The 23,381-nt window shown below is 62.8% G+C and carries 19 protein-coding genes and 1 tRNA gene; 8 read left to right on the top strand and 12 right to left on the bottom strand.

The window, feature by feature from the left end; all coding sequences use genetic code 11:
* Positions 1–3 precede the first annotated feature (3 nt).
* Positions 4–1,158 carry a hypothetical protein gene (locus tag DWV48_RS02980; protein WP_118653313.1) on the bottom strand — a complete coding sequence of 385 codons (1,155 nt, stop codon included), beginning with the start codon at positions 1,156–1,158 and terminating at the stop codon, positions 4–6.
* A gap of 285 nt (positions 1,159–1,443) precedes the next feature.
* Between DWV48_RS02980 and DWV48_RS02975 the strand changes: the two genes are divergently transcribed.
* Positions 1,444–2,220: an SDR family oxidoreductase gene (locus DWV48_RS02975; protein ID WP_118653311.1), complete on the top strand. Its 777-nt coding sequence runs from the start codon at positions 1,444–1,446 to the stop codon at positions 2,218–2,220.
* A gap of 174 nt (positions 2,221–2,394) precedes the next feature.
* Here the strand turns inward: DWV48_RS02975 and rho are convergent, their stop codons facing one another.
* Together rho and argS are read right to left on the bottom strand one after the other, a co-directional pair.
* Positions 2,395–4,716 carry a transcription termination factor Rho gene (gene rho, locus DWV48_RS02970; protein WP_118653309.1) on the bottom strand — a complete coding sequence of 774 codons (2,322 nt, stop codon included), beginning with the start codon at positions 4,714–4,716 and terminating at the stop codon, positions 2,395–2,397.
* Positions 4,717–5,166: 450 nt separating this feature from the next.
* Positions 5,167–7,020, bottom strand: a complete 1,854-nt coding sequence (gene argS, locus DWV48_RS02965) for an arginine--tRNA ligase (protein ID WP_118653307.1) — start codon at positions 7,018–7,020, stop codon at positions 5,167–5,169.
* Between the two features lie 321 nt (positions 7,021–7,341).
* On the opposite strand from argS, the gene DWV48_RS02960 reads away from it, so the two are divergent.
* Both DWV48_RS02960 and DWV48_RS02955 read left to right on the top strand, forming a co-directional pair.
* Positions 7,342–7,851 carry a CarD family transcriptional regulator gene (locus DWV48_RS02960; protein WP_118653305.1) on the top strand — a complete coding sequence of 170 codons (510 nt, stop codon included), beginning with the start codon at positions 7,342–7,344 and terminating at the stop codon, positions 7,849–7,851.
* 196 nt (positions 7,852–8,047) lie between these two features.
* Positions 8,048–8,647: an HD domain-containing protein gene (locus DWV48_RS02955; RefSeq protein ID WP_118653303.1), complete on the top strand. Its 600-nt coding sequence runs from the start codon at positions 8,048–8,050 to the stop codon at positions 8,645–8,647.
* A gap of 104 nt (positions 8,648–8,751) precedes the next feature.
* Here DWV48_RS02955 and DWV48_RS02950 read toward each other — a convergent pair whose 3' ends face one another.
* The 6 genes from DWV48_RS02950 to DWV48_RS02925 form a co-directional block, all read right to left on the bottom strand.
* The gene (locus DWV48_RS02950) at positions 8,752–10,029 is read right to left on the bottom strand and encodes a glutamate-5-semialdehyde dehydrogenase (protein ID WP_118653301.1); all 1,278 of its coding nucleotides are present in this window, start codon (positions 10,027–10,029) and stop codon (positions 8,752–8,754) included.
* Positions 10,030–10,101: 72 nt separating this feature from the next.
* The gene (proB, locus tag DWV48_RS02945) at positions 10,102–11,220 is read right to left on the bottom strand and encodes a glutamate 5-kinase (protein ID WP_118653299.1); all 1,119 of its coding nucleotides are present in this window, start codon (positions 11,218–11,220) and stop codon (positions 10,102–10,104) included.
* Positions 11,220–12,731 carry a nicotinate phosphoribosyltransferase gene (locus tag DWV48_RS02940; RefSeq protein ID WP_118653297.1) on the bottom strand — a complete coding sequence of 504 codons (1,512 nt, stop codon included), beginning with the start codon at positions 12,729–12,731 and terminating at the stop codon, positions 11,220–11,222. The genes proB and DWV48_RS02940 overlap by 1 nt, the downstream gene beginning before the upstream one ends.
* A gap of 93 nt (positions 12,732–12,824) precedes the next feature.
* Positions 12,825–13,250 carry a hypothetical protein gene (locus tag DWV48_RS02935; RefSeq protein ID WP_118653295.1) on the bottom strand — a complete coding sequence of 142 codons (426 nt, stop codon included), beginning with the start codon at positions 13,248–13,250 and terminating at the stop codon, positions 12,825–12,827.
* Positions 13,251–13,377: 127 nt separating this feature from the next.
* A complete protein-coding gene (locus DWV48_RS02930; protein ID WP_118653293.1) occupies positions 13,378–14,349 on the bottom strand; it encodes a radical SAM protein in 972 nt (323 codons plus the stop codon).
* Between the two features lie 210 nt (positions 14,350–14,559).
* Positions 14,560–14,635 (bottom strand) — tRNA-Ala (locus DWV48_RS02925).
* Positions 14,636–15,265: 630 nt separating this feature from the next.
* Between DWV48_RS02925 and rlmD the strand changes: the two genes are divergently transcribed.
* The 5 genes from rlmD (at position 15,266) to DWV48_RS02900 (ending at position 19,657) form a co-directional block, all read left to right on the top strand.
* The gene (rlmD, locus tag DWV48_RS02920; RefSeq protein WP_118653291.1) at positions 15,266–16,579 is read left to right on the top strand and encodes a 23S rRNA (uracil(1939)-C(5))-methyltransferase RlmD; all 1,314 of its coding nucleotides are present in this window, start codon (positions 15,266–15,268) and stop codon (positions 16,577–16,579) included.
* Positions 16,580–16,674: 95 nt separating this feature from the next.
* On the top strand, positions 16,675–17,220 hold the full coding sequence (locus DWV48_RS02915; protein WP_118653289.1) for a DJ-1 family glyoxalase III: 546 nt from the start codon (positions 16,675–16,677) through the stop codon (positions 17,218–17,220).
* Entirely contained in the window at positions 17,217–17,768 is a 552-nt protein-coding gene (locus DWV48_RS02910) for a nucleoside triphosphate pyrophosphatase (protein ID WP_118653287.1), read from the top strand. The genes DWV48_RS02915 and DWV48_RS02910 overlap by 4 nt, the downstream gene beginning before the upstream one ends.
* Positions 17,769–17,939: 171 nt before the next feature.
* Entirely contained in the window at positions 17,940–18,950 is a 1,011-nt protein-coding gene (locus tag DWV48_RS02905; protein ID WP_118653285.1) for a P1 family peptidase, read from the top strand.
* 149 nt (positions 18,951–19,099) lie between these two features.
* A complete protein-coding gene (locus DWV48_RS02900; protein WP_118653283.1) occupies positions 19,100–19,657 on the top strand; it encodes a PTS glucose transporter subunit IIA in 558 nt (185 codons plus the stop codon).
* A 113-nt stretch (positions 19,658–19,770) separates the two neighbouring features.
* Here DWV48_RS02900 and DWV48_RS02895 read toward each other — a convergent pair whose 3' ends face one another.
* The 3 genes from DWV48_RS02895 to DWV48_RS02885 all read right to left on the bottom strand — a co-directional run bounded on the left by DWV48_RS02895 (position 19,771) and on the right by DWV48_RS02885 (position 23,334).
* Positions 19,771–20,778: a nucleoid-associated protein gene (locus tag DWV48_RS02895; protein WP_118653281.1), complete on the bottom strand. Its 1,008-nt coding sequence runs from the start codon at positions 20,776–20,778 to the stop codon at positions 19,771–19,773.
* Between the two features lie 197 nt (positions 20,779–20,975).
* On the bottom strand, positions 20,976–22,205 hold the full coding sequence (locus DWV48_RS02890; RefSeq protein WP_118653377.1) for a DUF2974 domain-containing protein: 1,230 nt from the start codon (positions 22,203–22,205) through the stop codon (positions 20,976–20,978).
* Positions 22,206–22,383: 178 nt separating this feature from the next.
* Positions 22,384–23,334, bottom strand: coding sequence for an L-lactate dehydrogenase (locus DWV48_RS02885; RefSeq protein WP_118653279.1), 951 nt, complete (start codon positions 23,332–23,334; stop codon positions 22,384–22,386).
* Between the last annotated feature and the right edge of the window lie 47 nt (positions 23,335–23,381).

Below are 23,381 nucleotides of genomic sequence, written 5' to 3'. Positions count from 1 at the left end.
GAATTACCCCTCCGCAGACCGAAGGGCCGGCATCCCCGCCGTCCCGCCCTCGATGACCTTAAGGTACTCATGAGCGGTCCTGTGGACGCTTTTGGACGGGACCTTGTCGAACTCCTCCTCGATGATCGAGTTGACATGGCTATGTAGGCGCGTGGCATGACCGCCTTCGGCGATGGCCGCCATGCGCTTGGCATCCATGACTGAGGTCTCGGCAGGCTCGGCAACAGCGGGTGCGGAAGAGACGGATGTCACAGCAGATACGCTCTCGTCGGCGAGGATGGCAAGCGCCGCCACCCACATACCCTCATGGCCGGAGTAGTCGGCAACCGGGACGCTCGGGGCCTCCTGCGACCGTACTTGTTGAGCAGGGCTAGAAGCCTGGGCCGTTCGCACGGGGACCGCCGATTGGACGACGGGCGCGGACATGGTGGGAAGCACGGGCGCATGGGAGCGAGAGACGACCGAGGGGCCGTACAGGGAGGCCATGGCCTCGTCGCGCGCGTCGGCTTCGTCCAAATCGAAATCATCGACGAGCGACCCACCCGCATTGACAGTTTGAGGGGCGGGGGTCGTGGCTCGAACGGCCGCGGTGGCAGCGGTAGCCGTGGCCGTGGTGACGGAGGTGGCGGCCGTTGCAGCGCGTTCGGAACGACGCAGCTCCTCGAGCGCAATCTGGTACATATCCTTCGAACGCGTGGGGTCACAGCTGATAGGCGAGCCGTCCTTGAACATCGCGTCGATTTCGGCCCATGCCTCCATCTCGTCGAGCGCATCGACCGCGCGCGAGATCACAGGGACGCCGGCCGGGGTGCCCTTACGGGCAAAGCGCTTGCCCCGTGGTGCCGAGGATGTCTGGGAATGCGAATTGGAAGCACCCCGATTGATGACGCCCGTCTCGTACATGGACGAGAATCGCGCGGCCTCGGCCTCTTCGGCGGCGACACGATCGGCATGGACGTCGAGAAGATGACCCGTGAGCGCCAGCATGCCGACACCGGCGACGATACCGGCGGCGAACGGCATGGCGTCGGCGCGGACGACCTCGCTTACACCATCGAACGGCAAGCTCACAGCATACGCGGCAAGCGGAAGTGCAATGCCCAATCCCGCGGAGATGCCGACCGCGTTGCCACGATATCCAATTCTTGCCTCAGCCATGGCGCACTCCCTCGGTACCATACGTTTCATGACAGATGACCGCGCCAGACTACGTCGGGCGACGGCTTGAGGTCGGATGGAAAAGATGAATGGTATGGCTCGATGGCGCAGTGCGCCCCAAGCAACGGATGGTGGTTCGTTTCATCTGCATTATTCCGTCGCGATCTTCGTTGATTATGTAAGAATTCGCAGGTATTTTCAAGTGAATTTGGCAAGTGGAAATCGGGAACAAGAACCTTGCCGATGCGAAATCGCACAAGCGATATCGATACGTAGGGAGTTCATATGCTGCGAGTCGCCATTGTCACGGGAGCAAGCTCCGGATTGGGCCGAGAGCTCGTCAGGCGCATAGACGCCGGCGAGGCGGGGCACATCGATGAGATCTGGGCCGTTGCTCGGAGGCTCGAGCGTCTTGAGGCGCTTCGCCGCACGAGCTCGACGCCCGTTCGCCCCTTTTGCCTCGACCTCACCGATCCGTCTTCGTTCGAAGTCATCGAGGGAGCTCTTGCCGAGACGCCCGGCGCGGAAGTCGCGCTCCTGGTAAACAATGCGGGGTTCGGCATCTTTGGCTCGGTCGCCTCCCAGCGCACGAAAGACGGCGGCGCAATGGCACGTCTGCTCATGCAGGCACCGGTCGAGCTCATCTACCGTACCCTCCCTTATCTACGCGCCGGTTCCCGCATCATCAACATCTCGAGCGTGGCTGCGTTCATTCCCCAACCGAAGCTCGCTGTGTACTCGGCGGCAAAGCGGTTCGTCCTGGACCTCTCGCGCTCGCTCGACGCAGAACTCGGCAGCGCAGACATCCACGTGACCGCCGTGTGCCCCAAATTCATGAAGACCGAATTCCTTGACAAACCGGGCGACGATGTCGCCGCACGCGCCATGACCGCAATTGGATTCGAGAGCGCCGAGAACGTGGCGAAGGCAGCCCTACGTGCCTCGTGCGCGGGCAAAGACCTCTGCATCCCGTCCCTGGACATGCGGGCCTACTATGCCGTCTCGCGCGTGCTCCCCTACAAAGCAGCTCTGGCGGCAGAGCGCGTGCTGGGCATCCTGTAAGCAAGGCAATCCCCTCACGGCAGGAAGAGCTGCGAGGGGATTTTTCGTCTAGGCAGATTCCACAATCACGTGCGGGCCTTAGTCGCGTGGCGGGGTATACCGTAGGGTCGTTTTTGTGGAGCGAAGCGAAGCCACGACCCGAAGCGTATACCCCGCTACGCGACCCAAAAGCCCCTACAGCGCGTCGGCGTGGTCTGCAGCCTTCTTGGCGGTGCGGATAAGGAAATCCTGGTTGGAGTTCGTGCCTTTGAGGCCCTTGATGAAGGACGCGGCGGCGCGCTCGGTATTGTTCATACCCGCCAGAATCCGGCGGATGCCCCACATGAATGGGCGCATCTGCTCGTCAACGAGCAGGTCCTCGTTGCGCGTGCCCGATGCCACTGGGTCGATGGCCGGGAAAATGCGACGGTCGGCCAGATCGCGATCGAGCTTGAGCTCCATATTGCCCGTGCCCTTGAACTCCTCAAAAATCACCTCGTCCATCTTGGAGCCGGTATCGATGAGCGCAGAGGCGAGGATCGTGAGGGATCCGCCGTTCTCGATATTGCGAGCCGCACCCAGGAAGCGTTTGGGCGGGTACAGCGCTGCGGAATCCACTCCGCCGGACAGGATGCGTCCGGACGCCGGTGCCGCGAGGTTATACGCGCGGGCGAGTCGAGTGATGGAGTCGAGTACCACCACGACGTCGCCGCCGAGCTCCACGATGCGTTTGGCGCGCTCGATCACGAGCTCGGACACACGTGTGTGGTTTTCGGCGGGCATATCGAAGGTCGAAGCCACGACGTCGCCCTTGATGGAGCGCTGCATGTCCGTGACTTCCTCGGGACGCTCATCCACCAGCAGGCAAATGAGATGGACCTCGGGGTTGTTGATGGCGATGGACTGGCAGATCTTCTTGAGGATGGTGGTCTTGCCGGCCTTGGGCGGCGAGACGATCAGGCCACGCTGGCCCTTGCCGATGGGGCTCACGATGTCGATGGCTCGGCCCGTGATGGAATCACGGCCATGCTCCATCTTGAGCGGCTCGTTGGGATAGATCGGCGTGAGATCGGAGAACTTGGGGCGACGCTTGACCTCCTCGGGGTCCATGCCGTTCACCGAGCGAAGCTTGGCGAGGCCGGGAAGCTTGTCGTTTGCGCGCATGGGGCGCAGCGTGCCCTCGACCAAGTCGCCGGGGCGCAGGCCAGCAGCTCGAACCATCTGCGCGGGAACGAAGGCGTCGTCACGGCTGGGCATATAGCCGTGCGCGCGGACGTACCCGAATCCCTGATTGTCGATATCGAGGATGCCCGAGATGTCACGGAAGCCCTCTGCGCGGGCGGCTGCGGCATACACGGCCTCTATAAGTTCGGGCTTTTTGATGCCAGTCGGATCAAGTTCGAGCTCGCGGGCCTTCTCGCGCAGCTCGGCCACCTTCATGGCGGCCAGTTCCTCGCGCTTAAGCGAGGGCTCGACGGGAGCAAAACGGTTGTTGCGCTGCTTGCGGTTGTTCTGCTGGCGCTCGCGACGCTCGCGGCGCTCCGCGTTCTTGGAGGGAGTCTTGGGACCCTTGTCATCACGCTCGCCATGTTCGGCGTCACGGCGATTCTGATGGGTGCGGCGGGTTTGCTTACCATCGGTACGGGCATCGTCTTTGCCCTTGGCCTCGTCCGACTCGCCCGGATGTGGGGGCGTGGGCTGGGTGTCCGCCGTGTCGGAGGAAGCGGGCGCATCGAGCGCCTGAGCCTTCTTTGCACGTGCGCCACGACCAGGGCGAGCGTCCTTCTTGGGCGCGGCGCCCTTCGGAGTCTGCACGTCCTCGGACTCTGCGTCTTGAACACCGGACGCGGGAACCTTAGGCTGCGCCTCATTGCTCGCCGCAGCCTGTTCGTCCCGGGCGGCCATCAATGCCGCCTGCTGGGCCGCCAGCGCCGCAGCAGCGGCTTTCTCCGCCTCAATATACGCCTTGGGCTTTCTGCCGCGACGATGCGGACGTAGTGCGGGGTCGATGAGCGGCACGGTGGGGTTCTCCAACAAAGACGGAACTTCCGCGACCGGGGCCTCTCCGGCAACCATCTCCGCCGCGCGTTCCGCCGCGCGGCGCTGACGACGGACCACTGATGCCTGGCTCACCTGAGCGAGCGCTCGAGCCTGGATGATCTCGGGAGATGCCGGGGTGCCCGCCTCGTCCGCGGTCTTTGCCTTGCGCGCGCGGCGCTTCGGCTTCACTGCCGGCTCCGACTCGACATCACTGCCGGACTGCGTAGGAGCCTCCCCATCGGCAGAAGCTTTATTTGCGGACTTTTTGGCAGAAGCCCTCTTTGCCGTGGTGCTCTTCCTGGCGGTGGAGCGCTTTTTGGCGGGAGCCTTTTCTGCGGCAGCCGCCCCCTCCCCCTCCGTTGAACGAATCGCCTCGACATCTGTCGCTTGAGCGGCAGTGGAAGCGGCGGGGCCAGCGGCACCCTCGGAAGCGGGGGCCAAAACGGGCGCGTTCTCGATATTCACTTCTTCAGACACGCGGCTCTACTTTCTTCTCGCGTTGGTAATGCGAGCGCTCTGATCTGTCCAAGAACGAGCTCATAGTGGAATTCGTTGTAAAAGGGATGCAAAGCGCAGTTCGCGTTACGGCAAAATATACCATATTCCAACCAGACGGCAACAATGAGCTGCGAATCTGTCCACATCGTGCCCGTATTCGACCAAAAATGCCCGGATGTCGACAAGACATCCGGGCAAAACGGCGCGTTTGGAAACGCCGCTCGGTTTCTCAGGTGCCGCAGATCGCGGCGAAAGAGGAGGGCGCACGCCTGGCGTGCGGCGCCCGACGATTGAGCCCTGAGATGCGGTGTCTGAGGAAGCCCCGGGCGTGCCACGGCACCCAAGATTGCCGCGCGCCCAGAGGCGCAGTGTACTGACGTACATAAGCCTCTGGGCGCGCGGCAAGGTTGGGTGCTGTGGTTGCGCCCGCTACATCTTGGTGGGGGCGGAGACGCCGATAAGGCTCAGCACCAGGTCGAGGACGGAGCGCACGGCGTCGCAGGCGGCGAGGCGCGCGCGCGTGACCTCGGGCTCGACCGGACGACCCTCGCTCGGCAGGACCTGACAGGCCTGGTAGAAGCTGTGGAAGCCGGCGGCGAGCTCCTCGACGAAGTGGGTCAGGCGGAAAGGCGCACGGTCGCGGGCGCAGCTGGCGATGAGGTCCTCAAGCTCGGAGATCTTACGGGAGAGCGCGAGCTCGGTGGGGTCGGTGAGCAGCGCGTAATCGACGTTCTCGCCGATGGCCTTGGCGGCCACGGCGTCCATGCCCATCTCAGCGGCCTGCTCAGGAGTGACGCCGGCGGCCTTGCGCAGGATGGAGCAGATGCGGGCGTGCGCGTACTGGACGTAGTACACGGGGTTGTTCTGGCTCTTCTCCTTGACGGCCTCGATATCGAAATCGATGGCCTGGTTGGAAGAGCGGGAGATCAGGGTGTAACGGGTGGCGTCGGCACCGACCTCGTCAACGAGCTCCTGGAAGGTGACCATGGTGCCCTTGCGCTTGGACATGCGGATCGGCTTGCCGTTGCGGAGCAGGTTCACGAACTGGCCGAGCAGGACCTCGAACTGACCAGGGTAGCCGAGCGCGTCGCAGACGCAGCGCACGCGGTTGATGTAACCGTGGTGGTCGCAGCCCCAGATGTCGATGACGTGGTCGACGCGCTGGAACTTATCCCAGTGATAGGCGACGTCGGAGGCGAAGTAGGTGTACTCACCATTGGCCTTCACCAGGACGCGATCCTTGTCGTCGCCCAGATCGGTGGAACGGAACCACAGGGCGCCGTCCTTGTTGTAGAGATAGCCCATCTCGTCGAGCTTGGCAAAGGCGCGGTCGACGGCGGAGGTGCCGGCGTTCGGGCCCTCGGTATCCTTGATGTAGACGGTGCGCTCGGAGAACCACTTGTCGAAATCGCAACGGACGTCGTGGCACAGCTGGCGCATGTTCTCGACCATCTTGGCGTAGCCCTCCTCGCGGAAGTAGAGCATGCGCTCCTCATCCGTGACATGGGCCCACTTGTCGCCGTCCTTCTTGTAGAACGCAGCGGCCTCGTCGATGATGTAGGTGCCGCCGTAGGCGTTGCCGCCCAGGCCCTCGGTGAAGGCGTCCATGTAGGGATGGGAATCGAGGTGCTCGTCGGCCTCGTCCTGGACGAAGTTGTCACGGTCCTGAGCCAGGAAGTCGCGAGCGCCGTCGATATCGAGGCCCTCCTTCTCCATGATCTCGATGAGCTGCATGTAGCGGTAAGAGATGGAGTTACCGAACACGTCCATCTGAGAACCGTGGTCGTTGATGTAGAACTCGCGCTGGATGTCATAGCCGGCGTGGCTCATGACGCGGCAGAGGGAGTCGCCGAGAGCGGCCCAACGGCCGTGGCCGACGTGCATCGGACCGACGGGGTTGGCGGAAACGAACTCGACCTGGGTCTTCAGGCCCTGGCCGACGTTGGACTTGGCAAAGTCCATGCCCTCCTTGCGAGCGACGTCCAGAATGGCGTTGTTGGCGGCGGCGTTCAGGTAGAAGTTGATGAAGCCGGGGCCGGCGACCTCGACCTTGGCGATCTCGGCGCTCTCGGGCATGTGGGCCACGATGGCGTCGGCGATCTTCTTGGGTGCGCAGTGGGCCAGCTTGGCGGACTTCATCGCGCAAGTGGAGGTCCACTCGCCATGAGAAGTGTCGGCCGGTCGCTCCATGCCACAATCCTCAAGCTCGAATGCGGGCAGGTCGCCAGCCTCCTGAGCAGCGGCCAGCGCAGCGCGTACCAGCTCTTCAATCTTCTCCGGCATAGAGGTCCTCCTCATCGTATGGCCCTGAGATGTCCTTCTCGCAGGGCTCATGTACAGATGCACTGTACTGTAGCACAGCGAATCCTCGAGACATCCTGAAATGGAGGTATTTGCATACTCCAGACGCGTTTTCTTTGCCTTTTTCACATCAAGACGAATAATCCTCGGTCGGATTATCAGTTAATCGATGTATCTTCACTGGATTTTGCATTTCCTTATTCATTTGAATTATCAGGTTTTGGTGCCATTTACCTAATTTCCGCACGTATTCGTGGTAATATAAAACCTATCGAGCGCGTAGAGTATTCAGTTGGAGGAAGCATGTTTCAAATCGGACAGCACGTTATTCACCCCGGGCAAGGTGTTTGCACCGTCACCGGATTCACCGAGGACAAAGCCCATCCCATGATTCTACTCTGCGCAAAGTCCGGACATGCGGAAACCCACCTCATGTACCCCCTTGCCCAACAGGACCGCCTGCATGCTATTATTTCACGCGAGGATGCCGAGAGCCTTTTGGGGAATTATGCCGATTTGCCGGTCGACACCTTTACGGAACGCAACAGCGCCCTCGAGGAAACGCACTTCAAGCAGCAGCTCAAACTGGGCGCACCCGAGACGGTGCGCGTGGCGAAAACCATGCACCATCGTATCAACGAGGCGGAGGCGCGGGGCAAAAAGCCCAGCAGCTATTATGCACGCGTGCTCAAGGAAGCGCATCGTCGCTCGGTCGAAGAGTTCGCGTTCGCGCTGGACGCCGAAGAGTCGACTGTCGAACAGCTCTTTATCGATGCGGCCACGAAGGCCGGCGAGATTCCTGCGGTCAACTAATCTCAATTGACGTTGCCGCGCGAGGGGCACGGGCCACATCGAACGAGCGCGTGCTATAGTGTGATGCAGCAACCCCCCCCTTCACCGGATGGGGGAATCAAGGTGTCCGATCCCCGACCATAGGTACGGCGTTCACGCGCTATAAGGCAGGGTCTCGGGCACCTTTTGTCTACAGGCACCGTCATTTGGAGGAAGCATGGCGCAGCTCAACGCCGGTATAACCCACGAGGCAGCGTTCAATCTGCTCAGCGAGCACAACAAGGATCCGTTCCACATCGAGCACGCCGAGACGGTCGAGCAGACCATGCGTTACTTCGCGCGCGAGTACGACCCCGAGAACGAGGAGTTCTGGGGCATCGTGGGTCTGCTGCACGACCTCGACTGGGAAGAGCACGACGATGACCCGATGAACCACACCATCTACGCCGCCAAGGACATCGAAGCGGCAGGCGGCAGCCCGGAGCTCATCCGCGCCATCCAAACGCACACGAGCGACTTCAACACAAGCCTTCCCCGCCCCGAGCTCATGATGGAGAAGATCTTGTTCGCCACCGAGGAGCTCACCGGCCTCATCGGCGCCGCCGTGGTCATGCGCCCCTCCAAGAGCGTGATGGACTTCAACGTTAAATCGCTCAAGAAGAAGTTCAAGGACAAGCGCTTCGCCGCCGGCGTGAGCCGCGACGTGATCCGCTCCGGAGCCGAGATGCTCGGATGGGAGCTCGACGAGCTGTTCGCCCGCACCATCGAGGCCATGCAGTCCTTCGCGCCCGACCGCGACAGCTTCGTCGCCGAGTAACCGTCCCCGCAGGCGGGTGCACCGCACCGCGTAAGAAACAGGATAGGCCCCACAGCTTGATCGACGAGCTGCGGGGTCTCTTGCTAAGCAGGTGCCATCATGCGCTACGGGCGCACCTGGCCGGTGCCGCGAAGCTCGTACTTGTAGGTAGTGAGGGCCTCGGCGGCAAACGGGCCGCGGGCGTGGAGCTTTTGGGTGGAGATGCCGATCTCGGCTCCCAGGCCGAACTCCCCGCCATCGGTGAAGCGCGTGCTCGCGTTGGCGTAGACCGCCGCCGCATCGACCTCGCGCAGGAAGCGGTCGCATGCGTCCGCGTCCTCGGCGACGATACACTCAGAGTGACCGGTTCCATAGCGATTCACGTGCGCAATGGCATCGTCCAAACCATTCACCGTGTGCACGCTGATATCGAGCGAGAGGTACTCGCGTCCCCAATCCTCGTCCGTTGCATCGACGAAGGAGCCGAGGATGTCGGCGTCGCGCGCAGCCTCTCGGGCAACGGAGTCTCCGTGAATAGTGACGCCCGCGGCGGCGAGCTCGGCGAGCATGCCGGGCAGGAACGCGTCCGCCACAGCCTCGTCCACGAGCAGGGACTCGCAGGCGTTGCACACGCCCACGCGCTGCGTCTTGGCATTCATCACAATGGCTCGCGCCTTGGCGAAGTCGGCACTCGCGTGCACGTACGTATGGCAATTCCCCGTGCCCGTCTCGATGACCGGCACCAGGCTCTCGCGCACGCAGCGCTGGATAAGGCCTGCGCCTCCGCGCGGAATGAGCACATCAACAACGCCCCGCAGGCTCATGAGCGCAGCGGTGGCTGCACGGTCGGTGGTCTCGATAATGGATACGCAGGCGCGGTCGAATCCGTACGCCTCAACGGCATCCGCCAAGATATGAGCGATCGCCACGCAGCTGTTCTGGGCGATGGAGCCACCACGCAAGATGCAGGCGTTGCCCGTGCGGACGCAAATGCCCGCGGCATCGGCTGTGACGTTGGGACGCGCCTCGTACACCATGGCGACCAGTCCCAGCGGCACGCTTACACGGCGCAGGTGGACGCCCTGGTCGATATCGCGCTCATCGAGCACGCGCGCCACCGGATCGGGCAGATCGGCAAGCTTTTCCAACCCTGCGGCCATCCCCTCGATGCGCACGGGGGTGAGCAACAGGCGATCGAGCAGACCCTCGGACGTACCGGCGGCGCGGGCAGCGTCCATGTCGGCAGCATTAGCGGTCAGAACCTCGTCCGCGCGATCACGCAGCGCTACGGCCATAGCGCGCACGGTGGCGCAACGGGCCTCATCGGAGGCGAACCCAAGGGAGCGCGAGGCCTGCTTTGCCCTGCGGGCGAGATCCTCGACATATCCGGCAATGTCGTTCATGGCAATCTCCTCACATATGTACGTACGCTTCCACGTGTAAAAAGTGCCCGTGCCCCTGTTGCACATCGCGCGCTAGGCGAACACGATGAGGTTGTCGCGGTGGATAGCGGGCTTGTTGGCGAGCGCCGCGAGCAGATGGTTGCCCGCGATGTCCTCCTGGTGGCGGCCGGCGGCAAGTTCCAGCTCATCGTGACCCGCCTCGGCGATGCCGCGAGCGATAACGAGCCCATCTGCATCTCGTACGTCGAGTACATCGCCTGCGGCGAAATCCCCCTCGACGCCCGTAATGCCCACCGGCAACAGCGAGCTGCCGCGCTCGACCAGCGCGCCCGCGGCGCCCGCATCCACGGTCACGAAGCCGTGGGCGCTGTCGCCGAGCGCGATCCACAGCTTGCGCGGCGCGATCTCGAGGCGGGCGGCGGGCGGAACGAACCTCGTGCCCACCTGCTCCCCCGCCGCGAGCCGCACGAGCGGCCGCTCCTCGGCGCCTGAGCAGATGACGCTCTCGATGCCCGCCGTCATGAGGATACGGCAGCTGCGGATCTTGGTGATCATGCCGCCCGTGCCCACCGTGGTGGTCGAATCTCCCGCAGAGCCGATGATCGCGGCGTCAATCTTATCCACCCGGGGGATAAACTTCGCAGTGGGGTCGAGAGAGGGGTTGGCGGTGTAGAGGCCGTCGATATCGGAGAGGGTCACGCACAGGTCGGCAGAGACCAAGCAGCTCACAAGTGCCGCGAGGGTGTCGTTGTCACCGAACTTGATCTCGTCGACGGCGGTGGTGTCGTTCTCGTTCACGATGGGCACCACGCCCAAATCGACGAGGCGCGTGAGAGCATCGCGAGCATGCAGATACGAGGTACGGCGTGCCGTGTCACCACGCGTGAGCAAGACGAGTGAGGTGAGAAGACCCACCGCCCGAAACTCCTCATCGTAGGCGGCGGAGAGTACGCACTGCCCCACCGAGGCGCACGCCTGCAGGCTCGGCATGTCCACGGGCCTGCGCTCAAATCCGAGCAAAGGCGCGCCGCACGCGATGGCGCCGGAGCTCACTACGACGAGATTCCACCCGGCCTCGCGCAGGTCGCGCGCTTGGGAGGCGAGGGCGGAGATGAAATCGCGCCGCAGCTCACCGTCCTCGACCAGTGTCGAGGATCCGATCTTCACGACCATGGTCTTACGTGCAGTCATCACTTTGCCTTCCAGGGAAGAACGGAGGACGTGGCAGCCATGCGCTCGCGAACGAGCTCGTCGCGCACGGCGGCGAGGCCCGCCTCCATGCCCACCACATACGACTGTGGATACAGGAAACGCTTGTAGACATCGTCAAGTGACTCCAAGGCGCTCGCGCAACGAGCCCGCGCAACCTCGATGTCCTCGCGCGGCGACGCCGCCGCGCCATTGCGGACCTGCGGTACGAGGAGCTCGCGATAGGAGAACTCGGAAACGTCCGTCACCAAGGCCGCGTCATTCACCGCCACCAACGTGTGGCCGCGGCGCTCGCCCTCCCCCATGAGATGATCGGGGTCGTAGATCATATCGCACACCGGCGCACCCGCGGTATCCATATAACGGCGAACCTGTTGCACGCCAGGAATCGTGCGTTTGAACGGCTGCTCGGAAAACTTCATGACAGGCGTCCAGGGCTCGTTGGCGCCGCCGCGACGGGCGGAGAGCTTGTACACGCAGCCCAAAGCGGGCTGGTCGTAGCATGTCGCGAGCTTGGTGCCCACGCCAAAAGCATCGACCGGCGCGCCCTGATTGAACAGCGAGGTGATGGTGTGCTCGTCGAGGTCGTTCGACACGACGATCTTCACGTAGGAAAGCCCCTCCTCGTCAAAGCGGCGCCGCGCGTAGGCGGAAAGCTTGGCGAGATCGCCCGAATCGATGCGGATGCCGGACAAGCGCTCACCTTCCGCCTCCATCTCGCGGGCGACGGTGATGGCGTTTTCCACGCCCTCGCGCACGTCGTAGGTGTCCACGAGCAGAGTGCAGTTCTTGGGCGAGCTCTTGGCGAACGCGCGGAACGCCTCCAACTCGGTTGGGAAACTCAGGACCCAGCTATGAGCGTGCGTACCGGAGACGGGAATACCATAGCGACGACCCGCGAGCACGTTGGAAGTCGAAGCGCACCCCGCCACATAACTCGCACGTGCGACCGCCACTCCGCCGTCCGGGCCTTGGGCGCGGCGCAGGCCGAACTCCGCGACGGGCCTGCCCTGAGCCGCCTGGACCACACGGGCGGTCTTGGTCGCCACGAGGGTCTGAAACCCGATGATGTTAAGCAGGGCGGTCTCAAGCAGCTGGCAATCGAGCATGGGGCCGCTCACGCGCACCATGGGCTCGCGCGCGAACACGAGCTCGCCCTCGGGGATGGCGTCGATATCCACCTGCGGACAAAAGCCGCGCAGGAACTCGAGAAAGCCGGGTTTGAACAGGGCACCGCCACCCGGAGCCTCAAGCTCGGCCAGATACGCGATGTCCTCATCCGTGAACCGGAAGTTCTCGACGAACTCCCCCAACTCAGCGGTGCCGCACATGACGGCGTACACGCTCCCAAACGGCGCCTCGCGAAAGAACGCGGTAAAGCAACCCTGCTCACCAAGCTTGCCGTTCTCCCAAAGCCCCTGGGCCATGGTGAGCTCGTATAAATCGGTGTTCATTGACACATCGGTGGAACGGGTGATATCAGTCAAAGCCATGAGACGGCTCCTAACGTGTCTGCGATTGAGGACCTCGTCGATTTGAAGCGCCATCGACGAACGTGAACGCGAGAGAAGGGCAGCGCGGGCGGTCTAACGCGTAACCGTGTAGATGATGAACGCCACGAGCGCGATAAGGGCGGCGGCGATGATGATCTTTTGCGCAACGGGCATGGTGGGGATACCGTCGCCGTCGACGGCGCTCGAGGTGACCATGCGCTGACCGAACGTCTTGTCCTGCGGGGGGTTGTGGTCCGCGGGGGCGGGAGATGCGCCTGAAGAGGCGCGGCGCGAAGACGCGGATTCAAGAGGATCCTGCGCGACGCGATGTTCCCGCGTGGCGGCGCGCTCGGCAAGGATTTGGGCGTCCACCTTCGCCTGCTCGGCACGCAGAGCATCGAGCTCCTCGCGCTCGGCTCGGGCGCGCTCTTCCTCCTCGCGACGGGCCTTCTCGGCACGCAGGGCCTCAAGCTCCTCGCGCTCACCATCGGTTAGCGTCGTCATATGTGAATCGGCCATATGAGGGCCCCTTCCAAAACGCACATGCAAGCAGATGGCAAGCAGTATACCCGTTCAGCGTGGGAGATTATTTCGAGGAGCGGGCGTGGCGATGCCCGCGAAACGAGCGCGAAACCCCAGCGCCGCGTTATCCGCGGCAAGCTGAATCGGCGGCATCGACGGCGTCGGCGGCGCGAAGCACGCCGGTGGTATCGAACACCGGGGTAAAACTCTCGTCCACGGCACCGCCCTCTTGCCAGAACATGGTGCTAAAGCCAAGTTCGTCGGCGTGATCGAGCACGAGCTCGTACTCCGACGCGCTCACCGCGCGAGCCAGATCCCCCTCGGAGGCGCGCATCCGCTCATTCGGGGTGTACTGGTTCATCACCGAGATGGGTACATCCCCGGCGATTTCCCAGACCCGATCGAGGACCGCGCACGAGTCGGCCGCGCTGCCGGGAAGCACGAGATGGCGGACGATGACGCCGCGCTCCATGATGCCATCCTCACGAATGAGCTTTCCCCCGCGCCGTGCGACCTCGGCGCACATGCGCTTGAGGGCTCTCGATGCGACCTCTGGGTAATCGGGCACATGCGAGAGCGCACGCCCTAAAGAGGCATCAGCATACTTGTAGTCAACGAGCCAGATGTCAACGAGATCGCCCAACTCCGCAACCGCTTCCTCGCGCTCATATCCACTTGTGTTGTACACGATGGGAATGGAGAGGCCTTGGGAGCGGGCCTCGGCGATTGCATCGGGCAGCAGATGCGCGAAATGGGTCGCCGTCACCAGGTTGATGTTATGCGCACCCTGGGCCTGGAGCTCGAGCATGATCTCGACAAGACGCTCCGGTTCGACTTCGATGCCGAATCCCCCCGTCGAGATCTCGTGGTTCTGGCAATAGACGCACTTGAGTGGGCATGCGGAGAAGAAGATCGTACCGGACCCCGCCTCTCCCGAAATGGGAGGCTCCTCCCAAAAATGCAGGGCAGCACGGGCAATCTTGAGCGCACCTCCGGCCCCACACACGCCGCGCTCACCCGCGGCACGGTTGGCGCGGCACCGGCGGGGGCACAGCTCGCAATGGATAAGAGATGACGGATCGAGCAAGGCGATCATAGCGTACGTCCTTCAAGACAAGCGGCTCGCGCCGCGGAAGTCGGGCATCGACGCCGAAAATGCGGACCGCAGACACAGGCGCCAGCGAGCGCTTGAGGCGGAACGGGCGAACCTGGGCACCCAAAGCGGATCGGGCGCCCCGAACACCCGCCGCAAGCAGGTCCTCTACATATGAAAAAGGCTCCGTTGCCGGAGCCTAATCAAATCCTGTGGTGGAGACGAAGGGGATCGAACCCTCGACCTCCTCGATGCGACCGAGGCGCTCTCCCAGCTGAGCTACGTCCCCAGGACAAGTGAACATTCTAGCAACCGCACGCGCGATGTCAACGCAAAAACTGAGTTTATTTTCTACAGCATCGGCAACCCGAACGTGGTGCCGCAAGCGCGGTGGCCGAAGAGGTCGATAAGATGGCCGGGATATTGTGAGGAGACGTCGATTTGAAATCAGGGTGATCGTTTCAAACCCATGATAAATCACATTACCAGGCCTAAAAATGTGAGGGAACGTGGGTTTGAAAGAACCTCTGTTGTTTCAAACCCACGTTCCCTCACATAGGCTCTCTCACGTAGCGACACAAAAAGACCGCCCCCCACTTCACGAAAATGAACCCACCTCTGCAAGGTGGGTGCCCTCATCGTGCGGTTCCAGCTTCCTTAACAACGAAGGATACCTGTACTATGCCGACTGTGTGGGCTCCCTAAATAAACGCGACGGTTCACCCAGTTGCTCCGCGGGGGGCGGAACACCTTCATCATACGGCATGTCGATTGCGATACCAGTCTTGACTTAGAAAAGTTGTTGGTGGAGGATTGTGTACAGGCCGCGTATATGCGGCCAATTTTGTGCGCCATGGCGCGGATATGCCCCCCGAACTGCAATACTTGGCTCATTCGAAAACGCTCCACAGGAGGCGCTATGAGGCTCAGCATCGAAACCATGACCTACGGACCGAACGGACTCGCCCACACGGATGAGGGGAAGGCGGTCTTCGTGTCTGGTGGCCTCATCGGGGATACGGTTGAAGCCCGCATCACGGAGAACGGTTCTTCGTTCTCCCGCGCCACCGTCGAAGAAGTCATCGAGCCCTCCCCTATGCGCGAGCACTCTCCCTGTCCCTTTGCCGGCATCTGCGGGGGGTGCCCGTGGGGCGGCCTGGCATATGACGCACAACTCGAAGCCAAGGAGGAAAACCTCCGCAGTGCCCTCATGCGCATCGGTAAATTCTCTGCAGATGAGGTCTCCGCTCTCATGCGCCCCATTCGCCATGCCAAAGAGCCCTGGGGATACCGCAATAAGATCGAGCTCGCCCCCATCCGCGAAAACGGTAAGTTCCGCCTTGGCCTTCATGGACGTGATCCGAACCAGATCATCAAAGTTGACACCTGCCCCCTCTTCAGCAAGAAACACGCCAAGGCGATCAAAGCCGTCACGGGAGCCCTCGGCTTCCTCGGCAATTCTCGTGACCTCGAACTTGAACGCGTCGGCATCCGCTCAAGCCGTCGCACCGGCGCGCTAGAAGTCGCCCTGTGGACCCCCACCGGAGCGTTCCCGCGCGCCCAGGTCTCACGCGTGTTGGGTGATGCCGTGCGCGCCACAAGTGTGGTACGCGTCATGTCCAAGGGAGAAAAGCGCGCCCGCCGCGTGGCCGGCGTCGAGGCTCTCGCCGGCGAAGGTTCCTGGACCGAGAAGATCGGCGAGGAGAACATGCGCCTGTCCGCGCCCTCGTTCTTCCAGGTAAACACCAAGGCGGCCGAGATCCTCATCGACCTGGTCATGGAGGCGCTGGACCCACAGCCCAACGAGCTCGGTATCGACCTGTACTGCGGCGCCGGCACCTTCACCCTGCCGCTCGCCCGCCGCTGCGATTTCGTGAGCGCCGTCGAGTCTTATGGACCCGCCGTGCGCGACCTGCGCCGCAACCTCGACATCGCCAACCTCACCAACGTCGATGTGATCGGCGGCGACGCCGTGCGCGAGTTCCCCGACGAGGACGCCGACGTACTCGTTGTCGACCCGCCGCGAGCCGGCCTTGCGCCCGAGGCGATCGACCTCATCGCATCCACGAGCGCCCGCGACGTCGCTTACGTGTCATGCGACCCCGCCACCCTCGCCAGGGACTTGCGCCGCTTTGTCGAGGAGGGCACCTTCCGCCCGGTCTGGGCAACACCTGTCGACCTGTTCCCGCAGACCTTCCATTGCGAGACCGTCGTAAGGCTCACCCGCGCATAGACACGTCCCCAATTGCACCATGTGCGTCATTGATATGGGCGCGGGCGAATCGGGTATAAGTCCGGCATCGCTGCACCCAATCGAGAGGACCTGCCATGGCCGGAGTTGCCGTACTCGCCGCAGATGGTTTCGAGACCATCGAATGCCTAACCGTCGTCGACGTGTTGAGAAGGGGTGGCGTTCGCACCGCGCTCGTCTCAATCATGGACTCGCGCGATGTGGTCACCTCCCAGCAGATTCCCGTGACCTGCGACGCCATGCTCGACGAGATCGACTTCTCGGACTACGACTACATCGTGCTCCCCGGAGGACTCCCCGGAGCCACGAACCTGCGCGCCAATGAGCGCGTCTGCGAGCTCGTGCGCGAGTTCGCCGCCACCAAACACGTCGCCGCCATTTGCGCCGCCCCATTCATCTTGGCCGAACTGGGCGTTTTGGAGGGGCATCGCGCCACGTGCTTCCCAGGTTTTGACAGCAACTTCCCCGAGGGCTGCCATGCTGGAGAGCGTACCGTGATCGTCGATGGCAACATCATCACCGCCTCCGGCATGGGGCAGGCGCTTCCCTTCGCACTCGCCATTTTGAACGACATCGCCGGCAAGGTCGCCGTCGACAAGGTTAAGGACGGCATCCAGCTGTGATCCTCGCATCCCAATCTCCTCGACGCATCGAGCTCATGGGCGAGGCGGGCTTCGAGATCCGCGTGATCCCCGCCGACATCGACGAGTCCGTCCTCCCCGGTGAGGGGCCGTTTGAGCTCGTTGAGCGCCTTGCTCGCGCCAAAGCGCAGGCCGTTGCGCGGCAGCACGCCGAACTCGACGAGCCTGTGATCGCCGCCGACACCATCGTCGCTTTGGACGGCGAGCTCCTTGGAAAGCCCGCTGGCAAGGCCGATGCGCGCCGTATGCTGCATAGCCTGTCAGGCAAGACCCACCAGGTCGCCACGGGCGTCTGCATCGCGCGGGGAGATTCCGTCAATTCCTTCGTCGACATCACGGACGTCACTTTCTACGAGCTGACCGACGCCGAAATCGACGCTTACGTCGAAACCGGTGAGCCGATGGACAAGGCGGGCGCCTATGGCATCCAAGGCCAACATGGCCGCATGCTCGTCGAGAAGATCGACGGTGACTTCTACAACGTGCTCGGTCTCCCCATCGCGAAGGTCATTCGTAGGCTGCGAGGATAATTGCGGGCTGCGGATGGGCATATAAGGCCCGATACTCGGACAGTTCTGGCTCGCGCGAAGAGCCCACTGGGCTCTTCGGCTCATGCGGAACTCGTCTCGGGCCTTATATGCCCCTCCGCCGCCCCCACCCCCGCCTCGCTTACATCATATTTCCAGAAGAACGGATTTGATATGAGCCTCACCCCCATTCCCATCACGTCCATCCCGGGGTTCAAGTTCGGGCATTACACGGACCGAGCTGGAGGCACCGGGTGCACCGCGATCATCGCGCCCGAAGGGGCGACGGGTGGTGTGGACGTGCGCGGCGCGGCACCGGCGTCACGCGAAACAGACCTACTTAGGCCGGAAAACACCGTCGACAAGGTGCACGCCGTTATACTGAGCGGCGGATCGGCATTTGGACTCGAGGCCGCTTCCGGAGCCGCCACCGAGCTCGAGAAGCACGGGATCGGGCTCGATGTGGGCGTAGGCCGTGTTCCCATCGTGTGCTCCAGCTGCCTGTTCGACCTCGCCTTCGCCAACCCTCATGCGCGCCCCACGAGCTTCGACGGCGCCATGGCGGTGCGCGAGGCGCTCGTCACACCCTCATCGCTCCCCCTTGCCGAAGGATGCGTCGGAGCGGGCACCGGAGCCACCGTAGGCAAACTCGGCGGACCCGACCGCTGCATGAAATCGGGTCTTGGCGCACGCGCCTTCCAGCTGGGCGCTCTTCAGATGGGAGCCATCTCTGCGGTAAACGCCGTGGGCAACGTGATTGATCCCGCGACGCTCTCCCCCATCGCGGGTATGCGCACCAGCACCGACGGAGCCGAGATCGTCGACATGGAGGAAGCGATGCTCGACATGGCGGAGCAGCTGACCATGCCGCTCGACCGCACGAACACCACCATCTCCTGCATCGTGACGAACGCACACCTCACCAAGGCACATGCCACCAAGGTTGCCCAAATGGCGGCGGACGCCTATGCGCATACCATCCGCCCCACCCACACCAGCAATGACGGCGACACGATCTACATCCTCGCGAGCGGCGAGCTCGATGAGGAGACGAGCGCCGCAATCCCCATCGACCTTCTCGGACTCATGGCGACCAGGACGCTCGAGGCGGCTATCGTCGCCGGATGTACCGAGGCTACGGGGCTGCATGGCCTGCCGGCCCACCGCGATCTCGCCGCTTCATAATCGCCGGCCTGCGCCATGATATGGCGATGACGCGACCGTTGGCCGCTCCGCTTGCCGCGTCCCCGCTCGAGAGCCCGAAATCGGCTAGGATTAACACGTCTTAAGCGCCGAAGGACTCGGCGCGCATCGCTCGCCACAGGAGGCAATCAATGAGCTTTATCTCCAAAATCACCAGCGTGTTCCACAGCACCGACGATGCCCAAACGCCGGTGCCGGCGATGTTCGCCACGCGCGGCGACACCGTGTATGCGCCCATCTCGGGTATGCTCGTGAGCCAAAAGGAGATCGACGACGAAGCCATCGCCCAGGGGCTACTCGGTAAGGGCTACGGCATCCTGCCCGTTGGCAACGTCGTGTACGCACCTGCAAACGGCCGCATTGACGCGGTCACCGTCACCAACCACGCCATCGGCATGCTCACCGAGGGAGGTGCCAAGATCCTCGTCCACATTGGACTGGACACCGTCAACATGGACGGCAAGGGCTTCATCCGCTATGTCGAGGCGGGCGATATCGTCGTTGCCGGGCAGCCGATCTTGTCCTTCGATCAAGAGGCAATCAAGGCCGCGGGCTGCGATGACGTGGTCACCTGCGTGGTGAGCAACCCCGATGAGCTCGAGTCCATCGACCTCGTGGGCTCCTCCAACACACTGCTTGGCGGACGCCCGCTCGTCAAGGTCGGTGATGCACTCATGCTCGTAAAGTAATCCGCTCCGCATCTAACGTCCCGTTTCAGCAAGAACCGGGCACGCATACGGCCCGGAAGGCAGTACGTTCGTTACGCCTTCCGGGCCGTTTGGCAACCTTTCGCCTTAGACGATCAGCTCTGGTTCTCGATGCTGCCGATGTTCTTCAGCTCGATGGAGATGAGGCCGTTGGGCTCGTTCACGAACTGAACGTACTCGGTGTCCTTGAGCATCTCCGCAGGGAAGCTGATCTCGATACCCGTATCGGTGCGGATCTTATGATTACGCACCGGTGCGCGCTCCACCACGGCGCGCTCGACGGCAACGCGCTCGGGTAGGCGTTCCTCACGCACGCGCTCCTCCACACGCTCCTTGAGTACGGGCTCGTCCTCGAAAATGTCCTCGGCGATATCCCAGGGGGCGATCTCCTCATCCACCTCGACCTTCTCGGCGACGGCGGCCTTCGCCTTCGCGAGTGCCACCGCGGTGTTCGCCCCATGCTCCTCGGCGACCTCCTCGACGATGCGGGTCACCGCCTCGATGACCTCCTTGCCCGAGACGCCACCCTCGCATTGGAGCAGGCCATCGGGAATCACGAACGTGTCCTCGCCCATGATCTTGCGCTTTTTATCCACGTAGAACGCCTCCATGGAGCTCGCACGGACGAGCGCGTAAGAGGATACCTTCTGCGAGGGCCCGGGCAGGATGGCATAGCGCTTGGCGATGTCGTTGCGAACCTCGCCTCCCTCACGCGCCACCTCGTGCATGAACGCGGTGCGGCTCGCCATGAGTAGAACCGCGAACCAGCGCACATCGTCGTCGTCCTCGAAATCGGCCACGAGCACGTCGGTGGACTCGAGCTTGTCAGCCTTCGAGAGCTCGGAGGCGAAGAACTCCGCGATCTGCTGCGAGAGATCGACGAACTCACGATCGCCGAAGAAATACCCCTTGAGTTCGCCGGCAAACGCGCTGTCCTGCGCGAAGGCGGCGCGGCGGTTGTCGACGCTCGTGCGGGCTCGACGCAAATGGGAGCTCACGAATGAGCGCACGGCACGGGTATCGAAATCGAGCTCACGCTCGCTCAGCACATTGACGGCGGAGTCGAAGTCGAGGATATGCAGGATGGCGTGGTTGATCTTCACGAAGCGGTCCCTTCTGTATCATCCGAACTTCGCCATTATACCCGCGGCTGTTTGCAGCGCCTTGGTGACGAAGTCACAGACAAGGAGACGGCGTTTGCGTATGGTAGATACCGATAGGACACCCGGGGCCCCAACGAAAGAAACCGAGCATGAAAGTCATTATCATCGGAGGCGTTGCCGAAGGAGCGACCGCCCCGTCACGACCGGACGTTCATCTCCCCATCGCCAACACGCTGCGCAATTGCCCCAAAGGCTGGATGCGCGCTCTTGAGGGAGTCGATGATGCCGCTCGCCGCCCCCGCGGCACGCTCGACCGTCGCCGTTTTCACGAACGATATGACCACGTCTTTAACGAACTGCTGCAGGTCCTCATCGAGCGTTTCGACGGCATTGAGCATGAGCGGCACATTCGTCTTGCGATCCGCCATGATATCCGAAAAATGCGTGGCACCCGTCACGCCGATGACGTCGAAGAGCGCATCGACGAACCTACCGCGCTCGGCGAGCGTGTACTTGTCCATCCATGCGTCGAGGGTTGCATCGAAGAGCCGTGATGATGCGGTATAGCCATCTGCCCGCACGAATTCGGCGGCATCGACGTCCACGGCCCAGAGGAAGGGATTGTGCTGGAGCATCGACATGCCGTCACTCTCGACGATAGTCGGTGTGAAATCCGGCGCCTCGGAAAGCACGGCGCCAATCATGGTCGACTTGGGCACCGTCTTCTCCATGATGGGCATAATGCGACGATAGGGCTCCGCGACGCAGAACTCGCGATGGAATCCCGGACCATCGTGAGAGAATACGCGCCGGATGCGCTCCCGGTGCACGGGCACGCACATGGCGGCGGCGTACACCGCGAGGTTTCCGCCTTTGGAATGACCACCCACGTACAACGTGCCGGACGTCAGCTCGGCAACATCGTCTACATATGCGGCAGCCTCCTCCTGGGCGGGAACGGGACTCAGGAAGGTCATGTTGAAGTCTTCCTTCCAGCCCACAACGGTGGAATCAGTCCCGCGAAACGCGATATAGGACGAACCGTCGGGAAGCCGAAACGTCATGGCGGCGAATTGCTCCTCGCTCACGTTGTCCGTCCTGAACCGCAAGATGGACAGGCGGCACGACCGAAACCGCGGGCTCGCGCATACGGCGAATAGGAGGTCCCGGCTGCCCTGTACATCCCAGCTCGTTCCGAACATATCGTCGAAATCCTCAGCTCGGAGGAGCTCATGCAGGGCGACCCCGCGCACCGTGCACGCGCGCGTGAGCTCAGGCCCCACGTGCGTGTAGGAGAGCCAGGAGAACACCAGGCTGTCGACCGTACACAGGGGACGCTCTTCGAACGTATCCATGGCCGTACGCACGTAATCCAGGAAATTCCCGGCGGGTTTTGCCTTGAGCGACAGCTTTCCCTTTTCTTCCATGGAGCGTCCGCCTCCCATCGACCATCCGTTTGGACCATTCTAGCCCGTGCGTGCACCCAAAAGCCCACGGCGACGAGGCGCGGGCGAAAGAAACCCCCGGCTCCCGCTAGGGAACCGGGGGCCTGGACATGCTCTCGACGAGGGACGCACACACTATGCACCCGTCCCCACAAGTACGTTAGTCGTTGAGACCGGCGTCGTCGATGATGGCCTTGAGGGCGGCGGCGGACTTCTGGAACTCGGCGTTCTCATCATCGGACAGGGCGACGGGAACGCGCGTCACCACGCCGTTGCGGCCGATGACGGTCGGCACGGAGATGCACAGGTCGTTGAGTCCGTACTCTCCCACCATGAGGCTGGATACCGGCAGGACCGTGTCCTCATCGCGCATGATGGCGGTGCAAATGCGACGCACGCTCATGGCGATGCCGTAATAGGTGGCGCGCTTCTTCTCGATGATCTCGTAGGCGCTGTTCTTCACATCATCGGCGATACGAGCCTCCGCGGCCTTATGGTCAAAATGACCGTGCAGCTCACAGTAATCATTCAGCGGCACGCCGGCGACCGTGGCGCTGGACCAAGCGGCGACCTCGGAATCGCCGTGCTCACCCACGATGTAGGCATGAACGTCGCGCGGATCGACGCTCAAGTGCTCCCCCAACATGTACTTGAGGCGGGCGGTGTCGAGTACGGTGCCCGAGCCGATGACCTGGCGCTCGGGCAGGCCGCTCATCTTGATGGCGGCGTACGTGAGAACGTCGACCGGGTTGGAGACGATCAGCAGGATGCCGTTGAAGCCGCTCTCGCGGATCTGGGGGATGATGCTGCCGAAGATGGCGACGTTCTTGTTAACGAGGTCGAGGCGGGTCTCGCCGGGCTTCTGGGCGGCACCGGCGGTAACGACGATGACGGCGGCGTCTGAGACGTCGGAGTAGTCGCCGGCGTAGATCTTCATGGGGCTGCCGAAGGAGACGCCGTGGGCGATGTCGAGAGCCTCGCCCTCAGCGCGGTTGCGGTCGACGTCGATGAGGACCATCTCGGTGAAGAGGCCGCTTTGCATAAGGGCGAATGCCGAGGACGAGCCGACGAACCCGCAGCCAATCACGGCGACTTTACGATCGTTAACCATGTGAATACTTCCTTTCCAATGCTCGACCCATGCGAGCAATTACCAAT

Source organism: Collinsella sp. AF08-23 (genome assembly GCF_003479805.1).
Lineage (GTDB): Bacteria > Actinomycetota > Coriobacteriia > Coriobacteriales > Coriobacteriaceae > Collinsella.
This window is presented reverse-complemented; position numbering and strand designations above follow the sequence as displayed.